Origin of the sequence: Nocardia sp. NRRL S-836 (genome assembly GCF_001279525.1) — a bacterium.
Classification (GTDB): domain Bacteria; phylum Actinomycetota; class Actinomycetes; order Mycobacteriales; family Pseudonocardiaceae; genus Lentzea.
In genome coordinates, this window is record NZ_LGDY01000138.1 from 1 (window position 1) to 21,855 (window position 21,855).

The 21,855-nt window shown below is 72.2% G+C and carries 19 protein-coding genes; 12 read left to right on the top strand and 7 right to left on the bottom strand.

Annotated elements, in window-relative coordinates:
* Positions 1–168: 168 nt before the first annotated feature.
* The 3 genes from ADL03_RS37535 to ADL03_RS37545 all read right to left on the bottom strand — a co-directional run bounded on the left by ADL03_RS37535 (position 169) and on the right by ADL03_RS37545 (position 3,166).
* Positions 169–456: an Lrp/AsnC family transcriptional regulator gene (locus ADL03_RS37535; RefSeq protein WP_053738390.1), complete on the bottom strand. Its 288-nt coding sequence runs from the start codon at positions 454–456 to the stop codon at positions 169–171.
* Between the two features lie 93 nt (positions 457–549).
* Positions 550–918: a VOC family protein gene (locus tag ADL03_RS37540; protein ID WP_053738391.1), complete on the bottom strand. Its 369-nt coding sequence runs from the start codon at positions 916–918 to the stop codon at positions 550–552.
* 547 nt (positions 919–1,465) lie between these two features.
* Entirely contained in the window at positions 1,466–3,166 is a 1,701-nt protein-coding gene (locus ADL03_RS37545; RefSeq protein ID WP_157529636.1) for a DEDD exonuclease domain-containing protein, read from the bottom strand.
* Positions 3,167–3,219: 53 nt separating this feature from the next.
* On the opposite strand from ADL03_RS37545, the gene ADL03_RS37550 reads away from it, so the two are divergent.
* Genes ADL03_RS37550 through ADL03_RS37570 form a run of 5 tightly spaced genes read left to right on the top strand, consistent with a single transcriptional unit; the run spans position 3,220 to position 10,438 of the window.
* The gene (locus ADL03_RS37550) at positions 3,220–6,102 is read left to right on the top strand and encodes a tetratricopeptide repeat protein (RefSeq protein WP_053738393.1); all 2,883 of its coding nucleotides are present in this window, start codon (positions 3,220–3,222) and stop codon (positions 6,100–6,102) included.
* Positions 6,103–6,104: 2 nt separating this feature from the next.
* Positions 6,105–7,448, top strand: coding sequence for an NYN domain-containing protein (locus ADL03_RS37555; RefSeq protein ID WP_231642781.1), 1,344 nt, complete (start codon positions 6,105–6,107; stop codon positions 7,446–7,448).
* Positions 7,449–7,475: 27 nt separating this feature from the next.
* Entirely contained in the window at positions 7,476–8,516 is a 1,041-nt protein-coding gene (locus ADL03_RS37560; RefSeq protein ID WP_157529637.1) for an NlpC/P60 family protein, read from the top strand.
* 11 nt (positions 8,517–8,527) lie between these two features.
* Positions 8,528–9,316: a basic secretory protein-like protein gene (locus ADL03_RS37565; RefSeq protein WP_157529638.1), complete on the top strand. Its 789-nt coding sequence runs from the start codon at positions 8,528–8,530 to the stop codon at positions 9,314–9,316.
* A 9-nt stretch (positions 9,317–9,325) separates the two neighbouring features.
* Positions 9,326–10,438 carry a glycosyltransferase family 4 protein gene (locus ADL03_RS37570; protein ID WP_082373812.1) on the top strand — a complete coding sequence of 371 codons (1,113 nt, stop codon included), beginning with the start codon at positions 9,326–9,328 and terminating at the stop codon, positions 10,436–10,438.
* A 48-nt stretch (positions 10,439–10,486) separates the two neighbouring features.
* On the opposite strand, the gene ADL03_RS37575 is transcribed toward ADL03_RS37570, so the two are convergent.
* Together ADL03_RS37575 and ADL03_RS37580 are read right to left on the bottom strand one after the other, a co-directional pair.
* Complete coding sequence (locus ADL03_RS37575; RefSeq protein ID WP_053738397.1) at positions 10,487–13,360, bottom strand: BTAD domain-containing putative transcriptional regulator; 2,874 nt, start codon at positions 13,358–13,360, stop codon at positions 10,487–10,489.
* Positions 13,361–13,634: 274 nt separating this feature from the next.
* Positions 13,635–15,431, bottom strand: coding sequence for a long-chain fatty acid--CoA ligase (locus ADL03_RS37580; protein ID WP_053738398.1), 1,797 nt, complete (start codon positions 15,429–15,431; stop codon positions 13,635–13,637).
* Between the two features lie 98 nt (positions 15,432–15,529).
* Between ADL03_RS37580 and ADL03_RS37585 the strand changes: the two genes are divergently transcribed.
* Genes ADL03_RS37585 through ADL03_RS37610 form a run of 6 tightly spaced genes read left to right on the top strand, consistent with a single transcriptional unit; the run spans position 15,530 to position 19,787 of the window.
* A complete protein-coding gene (locus ADL03_RS37585) occupies positions 15,530–15,910 on the top strand; it encodes a hypothetical protein (protein WP_053738399.1) in 381 nt (126 codons plus the stop codon).
* A 58-nt stretch (positions 15,911–15,968) separates the two neighbouring features.
* Positions 15,969–16,757 carry a metallophosphoesterase gene (locus ADL03_RS37590; protein ID WP_197288992.1) on the top strand — a complete coding sequence of 263 codons (789 nt, stop codon included), beginning with the start codon at positions 15,969–15,971 and terminating at the stop codon, positions 16,755–16,757.
* A 23-nt stretch (positions 16,758–16,780) separates the two neighbouring features.
* On the top strand, positions 16,781–17,221 hold the full coding sequence (locus tag ADL03_RS37595; RefSeq protein ID WP_053738401.1) for an SRPBCC family protein: 441 nt from the start codon (positions 16,781–16,783) through the stop codon (positions 17,219–17,221).
* Complete coding sequence (locus ADL03_RS37600) at positions 17,218–18,426, top strand: ArsA family ATPase (RefSeq protein WP_053738402.1); 1,209 nt, start codon at positions 17,218–17,220, stop codon at positions 18,424–18,426. The genes ADL03_RS37595 and ADL03_RS37600 overlap by 4 nt, the downstream gene beginning before the upstream one ends.
* A 27-nt stretch (positions 18,427–18,453) precedes the next feature.
* Positions 18,454–18,816, top strand: a complete 363-nt coding sequence (locus tag ADL03_RS37605) for a hypothetical protein (protein WP_053738403.1) — start codon at positions 18,454–18,456, stop codon at positions 18,814–18,816.
* A complete protein-coding gene (locus ADL03_RS37610) occupies positions 18,816–19,787 on the top strand; it encodes an ROK family glucokinase (protein WP_053738404.1) in 972 nt (323 codons plus the stop codon). Before ADL03_RS37605 ends, ADL03_RS37610 begins: the two co-directional genes overlap by 1 nt.
* Positions 19,788–19,814: 27 nt before the next feature.
* Here the strand turns inward: ADL03_RS37610 and ADL03_RS37615 are convergent, their stop codons facing one another.
* A complete protein-coding gene (locus tag ADL03_RS37615) occupies positions 19,815–20,150 on the bottom strand; it encodes a DUF3140 domain-containing protein (protein WP_082373813.1) in 336 nt (111 codons plus the stop codon).
* 88 nt (positions 20,151–20,238) lie between these two features.
* On the opposite strand from ADL03_RS37615, the gene ADL03_RS37620 reads away from it, so the two are divergent.
* Entirely contained in the window at positions 20,239–20,466 is a 228-nt protein-coding gene (locus ADL03_RS37620) for a DUF2945 domain-containing protein (protein WP_053738535.1), read from the top strand.
* A 754-nt stretch (positions 20,467–21,220) separates the two neighbouring features.
* On the opposite strand, the gene ADL03_RS37625 is transcribed toward ADL03_RS37620, so the two are convergent.
* Entirely contained in the window at positions 21,221–21,700 is a 480-nt protein-coding gene (locus ADL03_RS37625; RefSeq protein WP_197288993.1) for a hypothetical protein, read from the bottom strand.
* Positions 21,701–21,855: the final 155 nt, after the last annotated feature.

The window sequence follows — 21,855 nt, forward strand, 5'->3', positions numbered from 1 at the left end:
CGCAAAACGCTCGGCTGGGACAACCCAGCCGAGCGCCTCGCTAAGCTCCTGGTCAAAGCCAGTTGATCACTTCTGTTGCAACGACCCCTTGAAAGCGCCCAGTTCACGGGGGCTTTTCGTTTGCCCGGACGCTCGGGTGGCGCCTGCGCAGGCTGCTGCCGCGCGTGGCTACTGCGCGTCGTCCAGCCCGATGGCGAACGCCGCCTCGTCGTCGCGCTTCGAGTAGCTGCGGAACGCGATGTGCGTGTCGGTGTTCAGCACCCCCGCGACCTTGCTGATCTTGCCGGGCACCAGCGCGGCGAGGTCCTCGTGCTTGCTGACCTTGACCAGCGCGATCAGGTCCACGTCACCGGCACACGAGTACACCTCCGTGACTCCGTCGATGTCGGCGATCTCCTGCGCGGCCTCGGGAATGCGTTCGGCGGCGGCCTGGATCAGCACGATGGCGGTGACCACGGCGTCCTCCTCGGGGTCTCGGCACGGGTGACTTGAGCCCCCGTAGTCTGCCCTACCCGCTGATCGCGGGCGTGAGGACATCGCTCGCCCCGCTCATGCGGGGCTCATGAACTCCAGCCGGTTGCCCACGTTGTCGAACGTGTGGAACCGCCGGAAAGCCGGGAAGTTCTCGTCCCACACCACCTCGACCCCCGCCGCGGCCAGCCGCTCCGCCACCGCCTCCAGATCGTCCACGAGGATCCCCGGATGCGCCTTGCGCGCCGGCCGGAAGTCCGCCTCGACACCGAGGTGCAGCTCCAGCGCCCCCGCCCGCACCCACAACCCACCCCTGGCCGCGAGCGCGGGCGGCTTCGCGATCTCCTCCATGCCGAGCACGCCGACGTAGAACGCGCGGCACCCGTCTTCGGAGCCTGCCGGGATGGCCAGCTGGACGTGGTGCAGGGCGTAGCCGTGGTCGCTCATGATCGCGATTGTGCGCCTGGAGGGGCGTGCTCGGTGGTGAGTCGGGCGGAACGGGTCTCTTTCCGGGCAGTTCGCGGGTGCTCGGGGGTGTGTCACGAGCAGCACTGTCGCCGGTGCGCTCGCCCGCCCAGCCGGGTCGGCTCGCCTACCTGACGCTCGCCTGCCCGCTTGCCAGCCCGAACCCGCCTGCCCGCCTGCCTGGTCCGGCTTCATCGTCCAGCCGACTGGGCCGCCGGCCCGGCTGCCCCTTTCGGCCTCACCACAGACTCGGCCGCTGGCCCATCGCTCCTCCAGCCTGGATACCGGCTGAGCCACTTGCTCTCCGGCCACCCCGCAGTCCTGCTCGCCTCTGTCGCTCGCTCACCTCCCGCTGATCCCGGTCGCCCGTTCGATGCACCCACCGCTGTCGCCAGCGGTCCAGCTCCTGAGGTGCGCCCGCCGTCGCCAGCGGTCCAGCTCCTGGGGCGCCCCCGCTGCCGCCGCCGGCGGTTCAACCCCTGGCGTGCGCCCGCCGCCATCGCCAGCCGCCCCCTCGCGGACAGCCGGGTCAGTGCCAGCGGTCGGTCAGCGGGCGCGCGCTGGAGGCTTGCTCGGCCCACGGCAGCCACGCCGCCGCCGCGCCGGCGGGGGAGGACCAGGGTTCGTCCGCGTACACCAGGCGGGTGCCGGGCTGGTCCAGCCAGCGCAGGACCACGCCGGTCTCCTCGGGTGGGGCGCCGCGCAGCGGGCCTGCCGTGGGCATGACCGTCTCCGCCGAGGCGACCAGGGCGTCGACCACCGGCATCGGGCGGGTGCCGCGGCGGGCGACACCGGCGGAGGCCAGGCGGCCGTAGCGGACGACCGAGAACTCCCAGCCGCCGTCGCGGTCCGGGCGGGCGGCCACGAGTTGCGGCAGGGCGGCCAGGGCGGCGAGGCGTTGGGCGCGGTCGAGGGAGCGGACGAGGCCCGCCAGGCGGTCGCGGCGGGAGGCGGCCTCCTCGAAGCGTTCGGCCGTGGCCAGTGAGCCCAGCTGCGCCACGAGACCGCGTAACGGGTCGGCGCTGCGGCCGACGACCAGGTCGCGCACCGCCACGACCGCGGGGGAGTACTCCTCCACGGTCTGCCGGCCGGCGCAGGGGGCCTGGCAGCGGCCGAGCTCGGCCAGGGCGCACGGCGAGGCGCGCTGGTTCGTCGCCGGGATCTTGATCGTGCACGACCGCAGCGGCACGGCGTCGAGCAGCGCGTCCGCCACCGACTCGGCCGCGCGGCGGGTGCGGAACGGGCCCAGGGCGCCGTCGCGTGGGGTGCGGACCAGCGACAGCCGGGGGAACGGCTCGTCGGTCAGCACCAGCCACCACGCGTGGTGCGGGTTCTTCGACCTCCTGTTGTACGCGGGGCGGTGTGCGCGCAGCAGCCGCAGCTCGCGCACCTCGGCCTCCAGCGAATGAGCGCACTCGACGGCGTCGACCCGCACCGCGAGCGCCACCATCTCGCGCAGCCGGCGTCTGCCCTCGCTCGCCGTGAAGTACTGCCGCACCCGCCGCCGCAGGTCTGACGCCGTGCCGACGTACAGCACCTCCTCCTTGGGCCCGCGGAAGAGGTAGACGCCGGGCGTCGACGGCAGGTGTGCGGCGAGCGAGCGCTTGCGGCGTTGCTCCGGCGTCACCTCCGGCAGGTAGGCCAGCAGCTCCTCCAGCGAGTGCACGCCCACGTTGCCCACGCGCTCCAGCAACGCGTGCAGCACCTCGACCGTCGCACGGGCGTCGGCCAACGCCCGGTGGGTCGGCCGCGTCTGCGTGTGGAACAGGTCGGCCAGCGCCGACAACCGGCACGACGGCGCCTCGTCGCGGCTCAGCACCCGCCGCGCCAGCCGCACCGTGCACACCACCGGCGGTTTCGGCCACCGGTAGCCGTACCGCTCGCACGCCGCCTTCAGGAACCCCACGTCGAACCCGGAGTTGTGTGCCACGAGCACCGCCCCGGCCGCGAACTCCAGGAACGCGGGCAGCACCGTCTGCAGCCGCGGCGCGCCGGTCACCATCAGCTGCGTGATCCCGGTCAGCTGCGCGATCTGCGGTGAGATGCCGCGCTCCGGGTCGACGAGCGTGGCGAACTCGCCGATCACCTCGCCGGCGCGCACCTTCACCGCGCCGATCTCGGTGACGGCGTCCTGCTCGGCACTCCCACCCGTCGTCTCCAGGTCGAAGACGACGAACGTCGTGTCGCGCAGCGGGGTCCCCAGCTCGTCGAAGGACAGTTGACCGGTCACTCGGCTGACGTTAGCGACGGGGTCTGACAATTTTTGGAGCTAGCCTCACTGGTGTGCGGATCACGCTCCTGGGACCTTCCGGACTGCCCCTCAGCATCCGTCAACGTTCGCTGCTCGCCGCACTGGCCCTGCAACCCGGCCACGTGGTGCGGTCGGAGCGACTGATCGAGTCGATGTGGGGTGCCGACGAGAAGCCCAAGCACGTCAACGCGTTGCACCAGCAGGTCTTCCGGCTCCGGCAGGCGCTGGACGGCATCGTGGTCTCCACCCGCGCCGACGGCTACGTGCTGGAGGCCCGGCCCGACGACGTTGATCTGCATCACTTCCGCCAGCTCGTCGCGAACGCGCGCGCTCTGGACGATGACGCGGCAGCGGCCCGTCTGTTCGAAGCGGCTCTGGAGCTGTGGCAGGAGGAACCGCTCGCCGACCTGCCCGCTGCCCCGCCGTGGAGCGACGTCCGCGCGGCACTGGAGGAAGAACGGCTGGAGGTCGTCGAGGACCGCCTGGAACGCCGGCTGCGCCTGGGCGAGGACGTCTCCGTCGAGCTGAACGACCTGATCGACCGCTATCCGCACCGGCAACGGCCACGCGAGCTGCGCGGCGTCGCGCCGGAGCCGACCCAGCGAGTCGTGCCGCACCAGCTCCCCGCGGACCTGCCGAACTTCACCGGCCGTGCGTCCGCGTTGGCCGAACTGGGCGCTATCGGCCGTACGGTCGTCATCACCGCGATAGACGGCACGGCAGGTGTCGGCAAAACGGCGCTGGCGTTGCACCACGCGCACACGGTCGCCGAGCAGTTCCCCGACGGCCAGCTCTACGCGAACCTGCGCGGCTTCGACCCCGACACACCGCCGTTGCCGCCCGGTGACGTGCTGGCGCGGTTCCTGCGCGCGCTGGGCATCGCGGGGCCGCGCCTCCCGCAGCAGCTGGACCAGCAGAGCGAGCTGTACCGGATGCTGTTGCGGGACAGGCGGATGCTCGTCGTGCTGGACAACGCCGCGACCGCGGCCCAGGTCGTCCCGCTGCTGCCCGACGGCGAGGGCTGCCGGGTCGTGATCACCAGCCGCAACCGGCTCACCGGCCTCGACGCGTGGCCGCTGCTGCTGGACGTCATGGCGCCGGAGGAGGCCGTCGCGTTGCTGCGCGGCATGCTCGGCGACGCACCGGAGCTGCCGGAACTGGCCCGGTTGTGCGGCTACCTGCCGCTCGCGCTGCGGATCGCGGCGGCGAACGTCACAGGCTCGGTCGCGGATCTCGTGGAGGAGCTGCGCGAGGAAGAGGGCAGGCTCGCGGCGTTGAAGGTGGACGACGACGAACGTCTCGCCGTTCGCGCCGCATTGGACCTCTCGTTCCGTTCGCTCCCCGCAGCAGCACAGGAGTTGTTCAGGCGGTTGGGCGCTGTCGCCGGGCACGACTTCACCGCGGAGGTGGCAGGTCTGCTCGGCACCGGCCTCGACCAGCTGGTCACGGCCAACCTCGTGGAACGCCAAGGCGACCGCTACCACCTGCACGACCTGGTGCGCCTCTACGCGCGTGACCTGCTGACACAGGAGGAGACGGACGCGCTCCGCACACGGCTCGCGTTGTGGCACAGCGGCTCCGCGGCCAGTGCCTCGCGCCTGTGCTACGTCGCCGACGACGTGCTGTTCGAGCCCGTGGACGGCCGGACGTTCGAGACGGCGGCGGAGGCCCTGGCGTGGCTGGACGCGGAGAAGGCGAACCTGGTGGCGGTCGCGGCCACGGGCCCGTCGGCGTGGCGGCTGGCCGACGCGATGCACAACTTCTTCTCCGCACGCCGTGATCACGAGAGCTGGACCGTGGTGCGCGAGGCCGGCCTTGCGTCCGCACGGCAAGAGGGAGAGACACGCGGCGAGGCAGCGGTACTCGCGAGCGAGGCCATCGCACGGATGTACTCGGGTCGTTCCAGCGAAGCGCTGGTGTTCGTGCAACAGGCGCTCGATCTGGCCGAACGCGAGGACTGGCATGCGGGCACACTGCGGTTCCTGACCGTTCTCGGGCACGTGTGCCGTGAGGTCGGCGACATGGACCGCGCCGCCGAGAGCTACCTGAAGGTCGCCGAGCTCAGCCACGAGACGGGCCAGCTGCGGCGGGAGGCGCACGCGTTGTCGCAGCTCGGGTCCACGTGCTGGATGCGGGGCCGGCTGCGCGACGCCGAGGCGCACCACCGGCGCTCGTTCGCGCTCTACCAGCAGATCGGCGTCAAGAACGGGCGTCCGCTCGCCGAGCTCGGCTGCGCGCTGCGCGACCTGGGACGGCTGGACGAGGCGCTGGTCGCGTTCGAGCAGTCGCTGGTGGAGATCAGGGCGCTGGGCCAGCGCGGCCTGGAGTCCTACCTGCTCGACGACGTCTCGGCGGCGCACCGCGAGGCGGGCCGGTTCGACCTGGCGGTCGAGGCCGGGCGCGAGGCGTTGCGGATCGCCCTCGAAGTGAACGACCCCGGTGGCGAGGTGGACGCACGGCACAGCATCGGCGCCGTGCTGCTGCGGCTCGGCGAACCGGGCGCAGAGGAGGAGTACCGGCGTGCGGTGTCCGTTGCCCAACGCATCGGCTACCGGCACGGAGAAGCACAGGCGCTCGCAGGTCTCGGACGTGCAACGGGTCGCGCCGAACACCTGCACCAGGCGCTGGTCATGGCACGTGAGCACGGATACGGCCTGATCGAGGGCACGGCGCTGACGGCGCTGGCCGCGTTGCATCTTCCGGGTGATCTCGACCGCGCGCTGAAGTTCGCTCAAGACGCCGTTGACCTGCATCGACGCAACGGCTGCCGACTCGGTGAAGCCCGTTCACTGCTGGTGCTCGGGCATGGTAGGGAAGGCGCGTGGGAGCAGGCACTGGAGATCTTCTCCGAAGTCGGTGCCCCCGAGGCCGCAGATGTCCGTGCGCTGCTCAAGCGCGGGGGCTCTAGCCTGTAGCGGTGCCAGACCCGATGCCCGAGCCGCAGTACGACCCGCCCGCCGACGAGGTGGGTGAGTCCACTGTGGACTGGGCCGCTCTGCCGGAGCCGTTGCGGGGGCGGCTCGCGGAGCTCGGCGCGGACGCGCTGGGGGAGATGGCGAAGGTCGACGTGCCGCAGCACCTGCGGCCGGTGGCGCGGTTCGCGCCGACCAAGCGCGCCCGGCTCGGTGGCGCCCAGGTGGTGGCGGGACTGCGCGACTCGGCGAACTTCCGCACCGCCGTCGTGGAGTGGCTGCGCAAGAACCGGCCCTCGACGCTGGAGGTGACCTCGCCGGACCCGGTGACGGCCGCCGCGGCGGCGGTGCTGACCGGCGACGAGGTCGCGCCGCACTACGTGGAGCTGGTGGCACGGCGGGTCGGCGACGCGACGCTGCGGGCCGAGCGGGACGCGGCGGTGGCGCGCGCGGAACGGCTGGAGGCCGACCTCGAACGGCTGCGCGCCGAACGCAGCCAGCTCGACGGCGCGGCCGAACGCGTGCGCGCGGACGCCGAGGTCGAGCTGGAACGGCTGCGCAAGCGGTTGCGCGAGCAGGGCGTGAAGCTGCGGGAGGCCAAGGACGCGGCCCTGGCGGCGGCGGCCGAGGTCGACCGCGTGCGGGAACGCACGGCCGAGGAGGTCAAGCGGCTCACCGCGGAGCGCGACCGGGAACGGGAGCGCGCCGAGACTGAGCGGGGCAAGGCGCAGCGGGCGATCGCGGACGCCGAGGTGGCGCGGCAGTCGGCGCGTGAGGCCCGGCAGGCGGACGAGGTGCGGCTCGCGCTGCTCGTGGACACGCTCGACGGCGCCGTGACGGGGCTGCGGCGGGAGCTGGCGCTGGGCGGCACCGGGCCACGGCCGGCGGACCTCGTGCGGGGCGCTTCGGCGTCGCAGGGTGCGGTCGGACGCGTGGAGGACCCGGCGGCGCTGGACCGGCTGCTGGCGTTGCCGGCGGTGCACCTCGTGGTGGACGGCTACAACGTCACCAAGACCGGTTACCCAGAGCTGTCGTTGTCGGACCAACGGGATCGGCTCGTGCACCAGCTCGCGGTGCTCGCCGCGCGCACGGGTGCCGAGGTGACGCTGGTGTTCGACGGCGCCGGAGTGGTCGCCGTGCCCGCGGCGGCCCCTCGTGGCGTGCGGGTGCTCTTCAGCGATCCCGGTGTTCTCGCTGATGACGTCATCCGCGCGTTGGTCACCGCCGAGCCGGAGGGACGTCCGGTGGTGGTGGTGACGTCCGACCGCGCGGTCGCCGACTCGGTGCGGCGGCGGGGTGCGCACCCGGTGCCGTCCGCGGTGTTGCTGGCCCGCCTCGGTCGCGTTTAGTCACGCGGTAGCCTGCTCGCGTCGATCTTGGAACTGTGTGACGCGAAGGGGATCGGCGACGTGCTGTCGCGCAAGCTCACCCGCGGTGTCCTGGTTGTCGTGCTGCTCTTCTCCACCGCCCCGGCGGTGTCGCTGGCCGCGCAGCCCGCCGATCCCGCCCGCGGGTACGCCGAGCTGACCGAGCAGGCGACCAGGTTGAACGAAGAGGTGCTGCGCGCCCAGGAGGACCTGGTGCTGCGCAGGGCCGAGCTCGAACGCGCGACAGCGGACGTCGCGGCGGCGCAGCAGGTCGAACGGCAGGCGAAGGCCGACGAGGAGGGGTTCCGCGGCCAGGTCGACCTGCTGACCGAGGCGTCGTTCGAGGGCGCGCGGTTCAACCAGCTGTCGGCGCTGCTCGTGGCCGACTCGCAGCAGGACTTCCTGCTGCGGCTGGAGATGATGCGGATCCTCGCCGAGGACAAGGCCGACTCGCTCGCACGGCTGTCCGGCGCGGTGGAGAAGGCCCGGCAGGCGCACCAGGTGGCGGAGAACGCGCGCTCGCGTGCCGCCGCGGCCACCGAGGCGGCGGAACGGCTCAAGGCCGACCTCGACGCGCGCAACCGGGCGTTGCAGGGGCAGATCGCGGAGGTGCGCACGGCGCTGGCGCGGCTGCCCGCGCCGGTGGTGTCGCAGCTGCGGGATCCGGGCGACCGGTCGCGGATCAGCGTGCCGGACGGCACCGCCGGGATCGCGCTGCGGTTCGCGCTGGAGCAGCGCGGCGACGAGTACCGCTACGGCGCGACCGGGCTCGACCAGTGGGACTGCGCCGGGCTCACGATGAAGTCGTACGCCGCCGCCGGTGTGGCCCTGCCGCGCACGTCCAGCGGACAGGCCGCCGTGGGCCGTGCGGTGTCACGCGCCGATGTCCGCGCCGGTGACCTCATCGTCTACTACGCGAGCCGGTCGCACGTCGCCATGGCGGTCGACAACGCGCGCGCTGTGCACGCTTCGACCGAGGGACAGCCGGTGAAGATCGCACCGATCGACGCCATCGGGCCCATTGCGGCCATTCGTCGCATCGAGGGCTAGCGTGTGCGCCCGTGAGGCGCTTCAGGACTGTGCTGGCGGTGCTCGTCGCCGTGACGTTCCTGCTCAGCCTCAACGCGGCTTTGCACCCGCGCCCTCATGAGTTGCCGTCGACGACAACACCCCATTGCAAAGCGAGCTCGCGCTCGGCCGTGATGGGCACCGTGACCAGCAGTTCCTGTGACGAGGTGCTGGCGACGCGGGTGCAGCAGGCGTTGGACGAGGCCGTCGCCGCAGTATCCAATACATTGGATATCGGTCGCGGTGGGGTGAGCTGGTCGCGCCGCGTCGACGTCGTCATCCCCTCGTCGGACGCCGAGCTCGTGTCGCTGGTCGGGCCGGCGTTCAAGGACATGGCCGGGATCGCGATCCGCGACGGCGCCGCGCAACGGGTCGTGCTCAACCGCGAACGCGCGACGCCGTTGTCGGACCTGGAGCTCGGCGTGCTGCTGCGGCACGAGATCACCCACGTCGCGACGCGCGACCAGACCTCCGACTCGGCCCCGCTGTGGCTGGTGGAGGGGTTCGCCGACTGGGTGGCGTTCCACGAGACCGGTCTGCCGCTGCGGGAGGCGGCGCCGTTGCTGACGGCCGACGTCACCGGGCTGCCGGCCGACTTCACCGGGCCCGGCCGTGACCTGGCCTACCAGCAGGCGTACTCGGTCATGGTGTACCTGCAGTCGCGGCTGGGGGACCGGGGCGTGGTCGAGTTCTTCCTGAAGAACGCGTCGCTGTCCGCTGTGGACGCCCGTGCCATCGACGTCGCCGGCTGGCGCGAGTTCCTGCGCGCCACCATCGGATAGCGTTGGTCCGTGCGCCGAACCCTGCTGGTGACCAACGACTTCCCGCCCCGCCCCGGTGGCATCCAGGCCTACCTGCACGCCCTGGCGACCCGGCTCCCCGCCGACGCCCTCGTGGTCTACGCGCCGAAGTGGAAGGGCGCCGCCGAGTTCGACGCCCAGCAGCCGTTCCCGGTCGTGCGGCACCCCACGTCCCTGATGCTGCCGACCCCGGACGTGCTGCGCCGCGCCCGCGACATCGCACGCGCCGAGTCGTGCGACGCGGCGTGGTTCGGTGCCGCCGCGCCACTCGCGTTGCTGGCGCCGCGCCTCGGGCTGAGCCGCTCGCTGGCGTGCACCCACGGCCACGAGGTCGGCTGGTCGATGCTGCCGGTGGCGAGCCAGGCGTTGCGCGCCATCGGGTCCGGTGTGGACGTCGTGACGTACGTCAGCCGCTACACCCGGTCCCGCTTCTCGGCGGCGTTCGGGCCGCTCGCCGCACTCGAACACCTGCCGTCCGGTGTGGACACCGACCTGTACCGCCCCAATGCGGCCGCGCGCGCCGAGATCCGCCGCCGCTACGGCCTCGGCGACCGGCCGGTGGTCGTCTGCGTGTCGCGGCTGGTGCCGCGCAAGGGGCAGGACGTCCTCATCCGCGCGTTGCCGCTGATCCAGCGCACGGTGCCGGACGCGGCCCTGCTGATCGTCGGCGGCGGCCCGTACCGCAAGACCCTGGACGCACTGGCCGCCGAAACCGGTAAGTCCGGCGACGTCGTGCTCACCGGCTCCGTGCCGTGGGAGGAGCTGCCGGCCCACTACAACGCCGGTGACGTCTTCGCGATGCCCTGCCGCACGCGCGGCCGCGGACTCGACGTCGAGGGCCTCGGCATCGTCTACCTGGAGGCGTCGGCGACCGGCCTGCCCGTCATCGCGGGACGCTCCGGTGGCGCGCCGGAGACCGTGCGGGACGGCGTCACCGGCAACGTGGTCGACGGCCGTGACGTCGAGGCCGTCGCCGCCAAGGTCGGCGCTTTGCTCGCCGACCCCCGCATGGCCGCCGAGATGGGGCGGGCCGGGCGGGAGTGGGTGAGCGAGCACTGGCGGTGGGACCAGCTCGCACACCGGCTCGAGAACCTCATCGGCTGAGCGACACGGTGTGTCGGCCGGAGGCCGGCTGATATCGATGCGCCGAGGTCAGCTGAGTGCGCGGGCGCGGGTCTCCAGGGCGTGCAGGCCGAGCTCAGCGCTGCGCCGGACGGCTTCGTCGGCGGCGGAACGGGCCTCCTCATCGCGGCCGAGCTCACGCCACACCACCGCGAGCCCGATCAACGCCCGCACCTCGCCCGACGCGTAGCCGATGCGCCGGGCCGTGGTGAGGGCCTGGTCGAGGACCTCGACGGCGCCGTCGGGATCGGACAACGCGCGCTGGACCTCGCCGAGCGTGATCCGCACCGACGCCGCCACCTGCTGGTCACCGCCGTCGGCGACCAGCGCCAGCGCGCGCGTGGCCAGGGAGAGGGCGACGTCGGCGTTGCCCTCGGCCAGTTCGAGGGCGGCGAGGTTCTCCAGGGTCTCGGCCTCGCCCGCGGGGACGTTGCCGATCTCCAGGGCACGGGTCAGGTGGGCGCGTGCCTCGTCGAACCGGCCCTGCAGGCGCAGGGCCATGCCGAGGTAGGTGTGGCTGTCGGCGTTGGGGGCCAGCGCGAGGGCCTGGGAGAAGTGCTCGACGGCGCCGTCGATCTCGCCGAGCTCGACGGCGAGCTGGCCGAGGTTGTACAGGCCGTTGCTGAGGCTGTCCTCCGAGCGCAGCATCTCCAGGCACCGCAGCAGGGCGTCCTTGGCGGCACCGAGCTGGCCGGAGCGGCGGTAGACCAGGCTGAGGTTGTTCAGCACGCCGGCCTCGGCGTCCTTGTCGTCCAGCGCCCGGTAGAGCTCCACGGCGCGGGTGTGGTGCTCCACGGACAGCGCGTACTCGCCCAGCCGCAGGTAGAGGGTGCCGAGGTTGGCGTGCATCGCCGCCTCCGCCGGGCAGTGGCCGGACGCCTGGGCGGCCTGCAGGCCGTGGTGGGCGGTCGCGAGCCACTCGCCGACGTGCTGGCCGATCCACAGGTAGCCGCGCAGGGCGTCGGCCAGCTGCCAGGCCATCGGAGCGGGGCCGTGCTGGGCGGCGTGCCGGATGGCGGCGGTCAGGTTCGGGCGCTCGGCGTCGAGCCACGCCAGCGCGTCGGCCGGCGTCGGGATCCGCGGCGCCGGGCCGGACGCCGTCGAGGGCAGGCGCAGGATGCCGGGGTAGAGCAGCTCGGCGCACCGTTCGACGCCGCGCGCGTAGTGGTTGAGCAGCGCCGCCCACGCCTGCTGCTGCTCGGCCGGGGTGTCCGTCGCCGAGCGCAACGACGCCGCGTAGTGCATCAGCTCGTCGTGGAACCGGTAGCGGCCGGGAGCCGGCGACACCACCAGGTTCGCGATCGCCAGCACGGTCAGCAGGCCCTCGGCGTCCACGTCGGCCAGCGCGGACGCGGCCTCCGCGGTGAAGTCCGGGCCCGGTACCAGCGACAACAGCCGGAACAACCGCTGCGGCGCGGGCGGCAGGGCGGCGTAGGCGAGCTCGATCGGCGAGCCGGAGATCGTCACGTCGTCGCGCCCGGCCAGGTACGCCGCCGCCACCCGCAGCGCCAGCGGCAGGTGCCCGCAGCGCGCGGCCAGCTCCCCGTGCTCACCGGGCCCCAGCAGCTTCGCCAGCAACGCCACCGACTCCGCCGGCGTGAACACGTCCACCGGCACGGTCCGCGCGCCGTTCATCGCGATCAGCCCGCGCAGGTCGTCGCGCGAGGTCACGATCACCGGGCACGACGCCGTCCCCGGCAGCAGCGACCGCACCTGGTCCGGCGCGGAGGCGTTGTCGAGCACCAGCAGCATCCGCCGGCCCGACAGCAACGACCGCAGCATCGTGCTCTGCTCGTCCGCGTCCGGCGGGATCTCGTCCGGCGGCACCCCCAGCGCCCGCAGGAACCGCGACAGCACGTCCACCCCGTCCGCCGGCGGCCCCAGCGCGTACCCGCGCAGGTCGACGTACAGCTGCCCGTCGGGGAACCGGTCTCGCAGCAGGTGCGCCACGTGCACCGCCAGCGTCGTCTTGCCCACCCCCGGCGGCCCCGCCAGCGTCACGATCGGCACCGCGTTGCCCAGCGCCCCGGTGATCAGCGCCGTGATCCGCTCGACGTGCCACGCCCGCCCGGTGAAGTCCGCCGTGTCGGCCGGCAACCGCATCGGCGACGACGGCGTGCGGTCCGGTCCCCGCTCGGCCACCGGCGCGGCCAGCTCCGGGGAGCCCACCAGGATCGCCTGGTGCAACGCCCGCAGCTCGGCCGACGGGTCGATCCCGAGCTGCTCGTCCAGCGTCCGGTCGAGCTGCCGGAACGCCTCCAGCGCCTCCGCCTGCCGGCTGCCGCGGTACAGCGCGAGCATCAGCTGTGCCCAGAACCGCTCCCGCAGCGGGTGGTCGCGCGTCAGCGTGAACAGCTCCGGCACCAGGTCGGCGTGGTTGCCCAGCGCCAGCTCCACGTCGACCCGCTGCTCGTGCACGGTCATCAGCAGCTCGGTCAGCCGCGGCGCGTGCTCGGAGTACAACGTCTCCGAGGGCACGTCCGACAGCACCGGCCCGCGCCACAGCTCCAGCGCCTCCGCGAACGACTTCCGTGCCCTGACCAGGTCGTTCGCCGCCGCTGCCGCCCTGCCGCGCGCCGCCGCGTCAGCGAACCTGTGCACGTCCACGGCCAACGGGTCGACCCGCATCCGGTAGCCGTCGGCGGCGGTCTGGATGAGCGACGGGTCGCCCAGCGCCGCGCGCAACCGCATCACGTACGTCTGCAACGTGCCACGCGTGCGCGCGGGCGGTGCGTCACCCCACACGTGCTCGACGAGTTCCGTCACGGGCACCACGCGGTTGGGCCGCAGCAGCAACGCCGCCAGCAGCGCCCGGTGCTTGCCCGCGCGCAGCACCACCACCGTCGCGGCGTCCAGGCGCACCTCCATCGGGCCGAGCAGCCGGAACTGCGGACCCGAAGCCATTGCCTTCCCCTCGCGCGCCAGACGACCCACCGCCGATGATCCCCGTGTTCCCGACAGCCTATTAGCGCGCTGTCGCCGAGTGACATCGGCGCGTCAGCGATACGTCAGCGCCGTCCGGCAATCTTCTACACGTCCCGGTCGGGGGGCCGGGGCAACAAACTTCTCGGGTTCCGCGGAACGTCGCGGATCACGATCGCTGGGGGTCGAAAGGCCCAGGAGCTCCTCTCGGAACTCCTGGGCCTTTCGCGCTGTTCAGGGCCTGTTCGGAGGAGTCCTACTTCGCGTAGATCGCGTCGATGTCGGAGGCGTACGTGCTCGCCACGACCGACCGCTTCAGCTTCAGCGACGGCGTCATCTCGCCACCGGCCTCGGTGAAGTCGACCGGCAGCACCCGGAACTTGCGGATCGCCTCGGCCTTGGACACCGTCTTGTTCGCCTCGTCCACCACGGCCTGGATCTCGGCCAGCAGGTCGGCGTCCTCGATCAGGTCGGGGACCTCGGCGGAGGCCGGCTTGCCGTGCGACTCCTTCCACGACGGGAAGAACTCCGGGTCGATGGTGATCAGCGCGCCGATGAACGGCTGCTTGTCGCCCACGACCATGCACTGCGAGATCAGCGGGTGCGCCCGGATGCGGTCCTCGAGCTGCGCGGGGGAGACGTTCTTGCCACCGGCGGTGACGATGATCTCCTTCTTGCGGCCCGTGATCCGCAGGAAGCCCTCGTCGTCGAGCTCGCCGATGTCACCGGTGTGGAACCAGCCGTCCTCCAGGGCGTCCTTGGTGGCGGCCTCGTTGTTCCAGTAGCCGGTGAAGACGATGTCGCCCTTGACGAGGATCTCGCCGTCCTCGGCGATGCGCACCGACGTGCCCGGCACCGGCAGGCCGACCGTGCCGACCTTCTCCTGGCCCTTGAACGTCACGCACGCCGCCGCCGACGTCTCGGTCAGGCCGTAGCCCTCGTACACCGGGATGCCCGCGCCGCGGAAGAAGTGCGACAGCCGGTCACCCAGCGGCGCGCCACCGGAGACCGCCGCGACCGCACGGCCGCCGAGCGCGGCCCGCAGCTTCGAGAACACCAGCTTGTCGAACACCGCGTGCTTGATCCGCAGCCCCAGGCCGGGGCCGCCGTCGTCCAGCGCGGCGCTGTAGGCGACCGAGGTGGCCTCGGCGGCGTCGAAGATCTTGCCCTTGCCGCCGGCGTGCGCCTTCTGCTTGGCGCCGTTGTAGACCTTCTCGAACACGCGCGGCACCGCGACGACGAACGTCGGGCGGAACTGGCCGAGGTCGCCGACGAGGTTCTTCACGTCCGCGGTGTGGCCCAGCGTGGCGCGCGAGTACACACAGGCCAGCGCCAGCGCGCGCGCCAGGATGTGGGCCAGCGGCAGGAACAGCAGCAGCGAGTTGCCGGCCGTGAGGATCTCCGGGAACCGCGCGAGCGCGGACCGGACCTCGGACAGCAGGTTGCGGTGCGTGAGCGTGCAGCCCTTGGGACGGCCGGTGGTGCCGGAGGTGTAGACGAGCGTCGCCGTCTCGTCGGCCTTCACCTGCCCGCGGCGCTGGTGCACCTGCTCGTCGGTGATCTCGGCACCCAGCGCCGTCAGCTCGTCGACGGCGGGCGCGGAACCCTCGATCTGCCACACGTGCCGCAGCTCCGGCAGCGTGCCGACGACGTCGTCGACCAGCCCGCGGTGCGCCGAGGTCTCGACGAACACCGCCCTGGCGCCGGAGTCGGACAGGATCCACTCGATCTGGTCGGCCGACGACGTCTCGTAGATCGGCACGACCACGCCGCCCGCCGCCCAGACGGCGAAGTCGAGCAGCGACCACTCGTAGCGGGTCTTGGAGACCAGGCCGATGCGGTCGCCGTGCTCGATGCCGGCCGCGATCATGCCCTTGGCCACGGCCATGACCTGCGCGGCGAAGTCACGTGCCGTGATGTCCACCCAGGTGCCGTCGACCTGCCTGCGGAAGCTGACGGCGTTGCCGAAGCGTTCCGCGTTGGCCCACACCATGTCGGTGAGGTTCTCCTCCGGAGCCACTGCGGCGGTGGCGGGGACGCTGAACTCGCGCACGTCAACCTCCGTACGATGATTTGTTACTGGTGGGGAAACTTAGCGTGTGATTCCGGCGATACAAAGGTTGGTACGCCCTTCCGTTACCTTTTGACCCCATGGCCAGCGTGGACGTCGTCGACGAGACTTTCCTGGCGGTGCCACCCGGTGTGGTCGCCGCAGCCTTCTCCGTGCCGTCGTCGTGGCGGTCTTTCTGGCCGGATCTGGAGCTGTCCGTCTACGCCGACCGCGGCGACGAGGGACTGCGCTGGACCGTCGGCGGCGCGCTCGTGGGCACCATGGAGGTGTGGCTGGAGCCGATGCTCGACGGCACCCTGCTGCACTACTTCCTGCGCGCCGACCCGCCCACCGGCGCGTTCAGCCCGCGCGACGCCCTCCGCGAGGTGCAACGCCGCCAGCTGGCCGCGAAGTCCGTCGCGCTGGGGCTCAAGCTGACCCTGGAGGACGGCCGCCCGGCCGGTTGCCCGCCGGCGGGGTGACGACCGCCGCTGTGCGCCGCGATCAACGACCGCGCCCCGGTTGAACTAGGTTGGGACCGTGCGGGTTCACGTGGTTTCGGATGTGCACGGCAACGCGGAGGCGCTGGCGCGTGCCGGAGACGGGGCGGACGCGCTCGTCGTGCTCGGCGACCTCATCGACTTCGTGGACTACTACGACCATTCCAAAGGGATCTTGGGGCGCGTCTTCGGCCCCGAGAAGGTCGGGGTCTTCGCCGAGCTGCGCCGCGGCACCCGGCGGGCCGACACAGCGGGCTACATCCGGTCCCTGTGGGACGGTCTGTCCGACGCCCGCGCGGTCGTGGAAGAAGCGGTGCTGGAGCAGTACCACGCGCTGTTCGCGGCCATGTCCGCGCCGACGTACGCGACACCGGGCAATGTGGACAGTCCGCACCTGTGGCCGCAGTTCGCGCGCGACGGGGTGCACGTCCTCGACGGCGCTGCGGTGGACATCGGCGGCCTGCGGTTCGGGTTCGCCGGCGGCGGGCTGCTGATGCCCGGACACATGCGCAACCCCAACGCCCCCTGGTTCCCGTACGTGCGCACGGAGCAGGACATGGCGGCCGCGCTGGAGGGCATGGGGCCGGTCGACGTGCTGTGCACGCACATCCCGCCGCTGGTCCCCGACCTGACCTACGACGTGGTGGCGCGCCGTCCCGAGTGGGGGTCGCGGCCGGCGCTGGACAAGATCGTGCGGGAACGTCCGCGCTGGTCGCTGTTCGGGCACGTCCACCAGCCGCTGGCCCGCCGTGTGCGCATCGGCCACACCGAGTGCATCAACGTCGGGCACTTCCAGCGCAGCGGCAAGCCTCACGTCCTGCACTGGTAAAGACGCGAGTAGCCTCCTGTTCCATGGCCGACGAGTCCACGCAGTCCATCGTCATCGACGCGCCGCCTGAGAAGATCATGGCGATCATCGCGGACTTCCCGTCGTACCCGGACTGGGCGAACGGGATGAAGGAGGTCGAGGTCCTCGGCACCCGCGACGACGGCCGCGCCGAGCAGGTGCGGTTCGCGATCGACCAGGGTCCCGTGAAGGACGAGTACACCCTCCGGTACGACTGGGCGCCCGACGGCCTCTCGGTGCGGTGGGACCTCGTCAAGGGCACCATGCAGAAGTCGCAGCACGGCAGCTACGTGCTGGAGCCGTTGGGGACCGGGACCAAGGTCACCTACACGCTGTCGGTGCAGCTGGTGATCCCGATGATCGGCCTGTTCCGGCGCAAGGCCGAGAAGCTCATCCTGGACACCGCCCTCAAGGAGCTCAAGAAGCGCGCGGAGAAGGCGGCTTGAGCCGGGTCCTGCTCTTCACCGGCAAGGGCGGGGTCGGCAAGACGACACTGGCCGCCGCGACGGCGGCGACCCTCGCGGCGCACGGCCGCAAGGCGCTCGTGGTGTCGACCGATCCCGCGCACTCGCTGGGCGACGCGCTCGACGTGCGTCTGGGCGCCGCGCCGTCCGAAGTGGACGGTGCGGGTGGTTTGTTCGCCTGCCAGATCGACCCCCGCGGACTCGTCGACGACGCGTGGGGCGACCTGCGGGGTCACCTGCGGACCGTGCTGGCCGGTGCCGGCGTCGACGAGCTCGACGCCGAGGAGCTGACGGTGCTGCCCGGCGTGGAGGAGCTCCTCGCGCTGGCGGAGGTGCGCCGGCTCGCCGCGTCCGGGCCGTGGGAGGTCGTGGTCGTCGACTGCGGGCCGACGGCGGAGACGCTGCGGCTGCTGTCGCTGCCCGAGGCGTTCGCCGGCTACCTGGAACGGCTCTTCCCGACGCACCGGCGCGTGGTGCGCGGGTTGCTGGCGGGCGTGGCCGGGACCGGGACCGTGGAGAGGTGGGACGCTACGGCGGACGCGCTGGGCCGGCTGGCGGAGCGGCTGGACGCGTTGCGCTCGATGCTCGCCGACCCGTCCTCGTGCTCGGTGCGGCTCGTGCTGACGCCGGAACGCGTGGTCGCCGCGGAGACGCGGCGGACGCTGACCGCGTTGGCGTTGCAGGGGATCCGGGTCGACAGCGTGATCGCGAACCGGCTGGTGCCGTCGCCGGGATCAGCGCGGGGTGCGGCCGCCACGTGGCTGCGGACCCGGCGCACCGAGCAGGACGCGGTGCTCACCGAGCTGACCGGCGTCGGGGAGATCCGCACGGTCGACCACCGCGCGTCCGAACCCGTGGGCGTGCCGGCGTTGCTGGAGGTCGCGGCGCAGCTCTACGGCGACGAGGACCCGTTGCCCGGTGCCGCCGTGGCGGAGTCGTTGCTGGAGGTCTCGGGCAGCGGGCGCGGGCTGGACGCCCGGTACTCGCTGCGGATCGCGCTGCCGCTGGCCGACGACGCGGAGCTGGACCTCGCCCGCGTGGCCGACGACCTGGCGTTGACCGTCGACGGCCGGCGCCGGCTCGTGGCGCTGCCCTCGTTGCTGAGGCGCTGCATCGTGACCGGTGCGGAGATGGACTCGGCCGGCGTGACGGTGGCCTTCCGCCCGGACCCGGCGCTGTGGCGTTGACATCGTGGCGCTGATCAGGAGTTTCTCATGACCGAGGACAACACCGGCAAGCTCGCCGAGGAGCTGCGGCTGCTCATCGACGCCGCGGCCGAACGCATGCAGCCGTGGCTGCAGCGGGTAGCGGAGGCGGGCGACGGCGCGCACACGCCGCAGACGTGCGGCTGGTGCCCCGTGTGCAACGGCGTCGCACTGCTGCGCGGCGACCGCTCCGAGCTCGCCGCGAAGGCCGCCGAACACGCCGCCGGTCTCGTGGCCGTGCTGCGCGCCGCCCTGCGGGAGCCCGGCGCACCACCCGCGCCACCGGAGGCGTCGGACTCGTCGGAGGCGGCGGAACCCGCTGACGCCGGCCAGCGCGTGCAGCACATCAAGGTCGTCAGGAAGACCGACTAGTGCTCACCGTCGGAGTCGATATCGGAGGCACCAGTGTGCGCGCTGGTGTCGTGGACGCGCGTGGCTCCGTGCTGGACACCTCGCGCGCGCCGACACCCGCCGGTGAACGCGCCCTCGAAGACGCGATCGTCGCCGCCGTCGAGGAGGTCGCGGACCGGCACGCGGTGAACGCCGTCGGCCTCGCCGTGGCCGGGTTCATCGCCTCGGACAGCCGCACGGTCCGGTTCGCGCCGCACCTGGCGTGGCGGCAGGCCGACGTCGCCGACCGCATGAGCGACCGCCTCGGCCTGCCCGTGGTGCTGGAGCACGACGCGAACGCCGCCGCTCTCGCCGAACACCGCTTCGGTGCCGCCCGCGGCGCCAAAACCGCTGTTCTGGTCGCCATCGGAACGGGCATCGGCGCGGCCCTGCTGCTGAACGGCGAGGTGTTCCGCGGCGCTTACGGCGTGGCGCCCGAGCTCGGCCACCTGCGCGTGGTGCCCGACGGCCGCCCCTGCCCGTGCGGCAAGAACGGCTGTTGGGAGCGCTACTGCAGCGGCACGGCACTGAGCGCGACCGCCGTGGAACTGCTGGCCAAGCACCCCGGCGTCTCGACCCTGCTGGCCCGCGAGGCCGCGGGCGACTCCCGCGCCGTGACCGGCCGACGCGTCGCCGGAGCCGCCCGCGACGGCGACCCGCTGGCAAAACGCGCGATGGCCGACCTGGCCCGGTGGCTCGGCGAGGGCTTGGCACTCGTCGCCGACGTCTACGACCCCGAGGTGATCGTCATCGGCGGCGGCGTCTCGGAGTCGGCACCGCTGTTCCTCGACGACGCCCGCGAGCGCTACGCCGCCGTCGTGACCGGCGCCGGCCACCGCCCGCTCGCCCGGATCCGCACCGCGCAGCTCGGCGACGACGCGGGCATCGTGGGGGCGGCGACGCTGGCCCGCGAGACGACCGCCTCGATGGCCCGCAACCACCACAGCCCGTAGCCCTGGTGGTCTCAGCGCTTCGGGACCTCAGCTCTTGAGGGGGTCGTGGCCCCAGTTCAGCAGCGAGTAGCGCCACCGGCTGTGCTCGATCTCGCTCTCGGGCTGGTCAGGCCGTTGGGCGAGGTGGCGGTGCACGTAACCGACGACCTTGCGCATGTGCCCGTAGTCGTCGTCGGTCAGGTCGGCCTGCTTGGTCTTCAGCAGCTCGACGATGCGCCGCCCCGACGCGTGCCCGGTCGACTCGCCACCGCTCTTGTCGCCGACCTCCTTCGACTCGGCCGTGTCCAGCCACTTCTCCAGCTGCCCGGCGGTCATGTTCACCGCCGCGCCGAAGTCCTCACGGATCTGCTTCTCGTCTGCCACGTGCCTGGTCCTCTCCGCCGTGTTCGATCCCCGGCGGTCGGGTACCCGTGGTTACGCCGAACGACGCAACGCGACGGAGGGCACGACCATGAGCAAGCACCCGTACAAGCCCGGCGACGAGGTCGAGTGGTCCAGCCACGGCAGCCGCACGCACGGCGAGGTCGAGGAGGAGATCACCGAGGAGACGCAGGCCGCCGGACGCAAGGTGAAGGCCTCCGAGGACGAGCCGCAGTACCGCGTGCGCAGCGCCAAGAGCGGCCGCGACGCCGTCCACAAGCCCGGCGCACTCCACCCGCACCGCTCGTCGTCCGACTGAACACGCGCCGCCCGCAGCTCTTCGCGCTCAGCTCGCCTGACTAGCCCGTCGCACATAGCTCGCCGCTCATAGCTCGCCACTTGTAGCTCTGCGTTCGTAGCTCACTGCGCCTAGTTCGGAGGCTTCAGCTCGCGCTGCTCGCCCTTGCAACGACTCGTTTGCCGTCGTCGTCAAAAGAGCCATTGAAAAGCCGCAGGTCAGTCCATGTTGCGTTAACTGCTCTATAGCTTCCAAGGATGCTTAGCTCGCCGCCACGAGCCAGCAAGCTCACGTGCGAGCTCGACGCAGGGACGTGCGCGACAGCCCCGATATATCAGTTGAGGAGTGTCGCGGCGGGCGTGTCGGGGTCTGTTCGCCCGCCGCGAACACCCGGCCGAAACGCCCGCTTCGAGCCGTCGAGGGCTGCGGAACTGTCGGTCTTCGCGAGGAGAATTAAGACAAGGGGTCCCCCTTCGCGGGGGACGCCTGCGTCAGCGTGGCGGGGAGTGCCCTGGGAGTGGGAAGGACGCCAGTAGGGAAATGAGCCAGGAGAGGTGGAGCGCGCCGGGAGGGGCGGGCTAGCGGCTGAGCACGCGCAGGATGCGGGGACGGCGGCGCTTGGTGCGCTCGGCGTCCTTCTTGCTCAGGGTCGCCAGGGCGCGGGCCATCATCAGGTGCTGCATCTGGTCCATGCCGGCACCCTAAGCACGACCGAAACGTTATCTGAAGGTTTGAGTGGCCGTTATCACGCCGTTATCAACCGGGACGTGACCTGTCACACCTGCGCGCCGTCGTCCCACCCGGAGTCTGGTGGCGGGGTGTTGCGCATCCGCAGGATGAGCAGGCCGACACCGGCGCACAGGGCCACGAGGGAGAGCGGCGTGCCGAGGCTCGCGTGCAGTCCGAATAGGCCCGGAGCGACCAGCAGCACGATGCCCAGCGCCAGGATCGCGAGCGCGACGATGGTCGAGGCGCGCAGCACGGGGAACGGCGGCGGCTCCGGCGGCACGTAGTGCTCGTCGGGTTCTGGCCGCTCGTCGACGTCCTCCGGTTCCGGGTAGGTGTCCTCGTCCGCGACGTCGCGCGGCTTGGGCTCCCGTGCCTGGGTGTCGTCCGCGCCCGCCTCGTCGAGGTCGAGCCAGTCCTTGCCGACCCCGTCCCGTTCGAGTCCCGCGACGATCTCGGCAAAGAGCTCGTCGACGTTCTCGGGGCCGTCGGTCGAGTCGCGCCGGGCGTTCATCCAGAGCCTCTCCATGTGCCGCAACCCTCTGACCCCTCATCGTTGCACGGCACGGATGTGTTGCGGGTTACGGCAGTCGGCTCAGTCACGGCCGTGACGCACTACCCGGGGACTCGTTGTGTGAGCAGCGGTCGGCTCCGTAGGCTGGTTGCCGGGATCAAGGTTCGCGG

Bases quoted from the DNA above. Each gene is read 5' to 3' on its own strand.
- ADL03_RS37605 (WP_053738403.1), top strand. From the start codon at position 18,454: ATGACCGAGGACAACACCGGCAAGCTCGCCGAGGAGCTGCGGCTGCTC.
- ADL03_RS37595 (WP_053738401.1), top strand. From the start codon at position 16,781: ATGGCCGACGAGTCCACGCAGTCCATCGTCATCGACGCGCCGCCTGAG.
- ADL03_RS37585 (WP_053738399.1), top strand. From the start codon at position 15,530: ATGGCCAGCGTGGACGTCGTCGACGAGACTTTCCTGGCGGTGCCACCC.
- ADL03_RS37575 (WP_053738397.1), bottom strand. From the start codon at position 13,360: ATGGCTTCGGGTCCGCAGTTCCGGCTGCTCGGCCCGATGGAGGTGCGC.
- ADL03_RS37540 (WP_053738391.1), bottom strand. From the start codon at position 918: ATGAGCGACCACGGCTACGCCCTGCACCACGTCCAGCTGGCCATCCCG.
- ADL03_RS37620 (WP_053738535.1), top strand. From the start codon at position 20,239: ATGAGCAAGCACCCGTACAAGCCCGGCGACGAGGTCGAGTGGTCCAGC.
- ADL03_RS37625 (WP_197288993.1), bottom strand. From the start codon at position 21,700: ATGGAGAGGCTCTGGATGAACGCCCGGCGCGACTCGACCGACGGCCCC.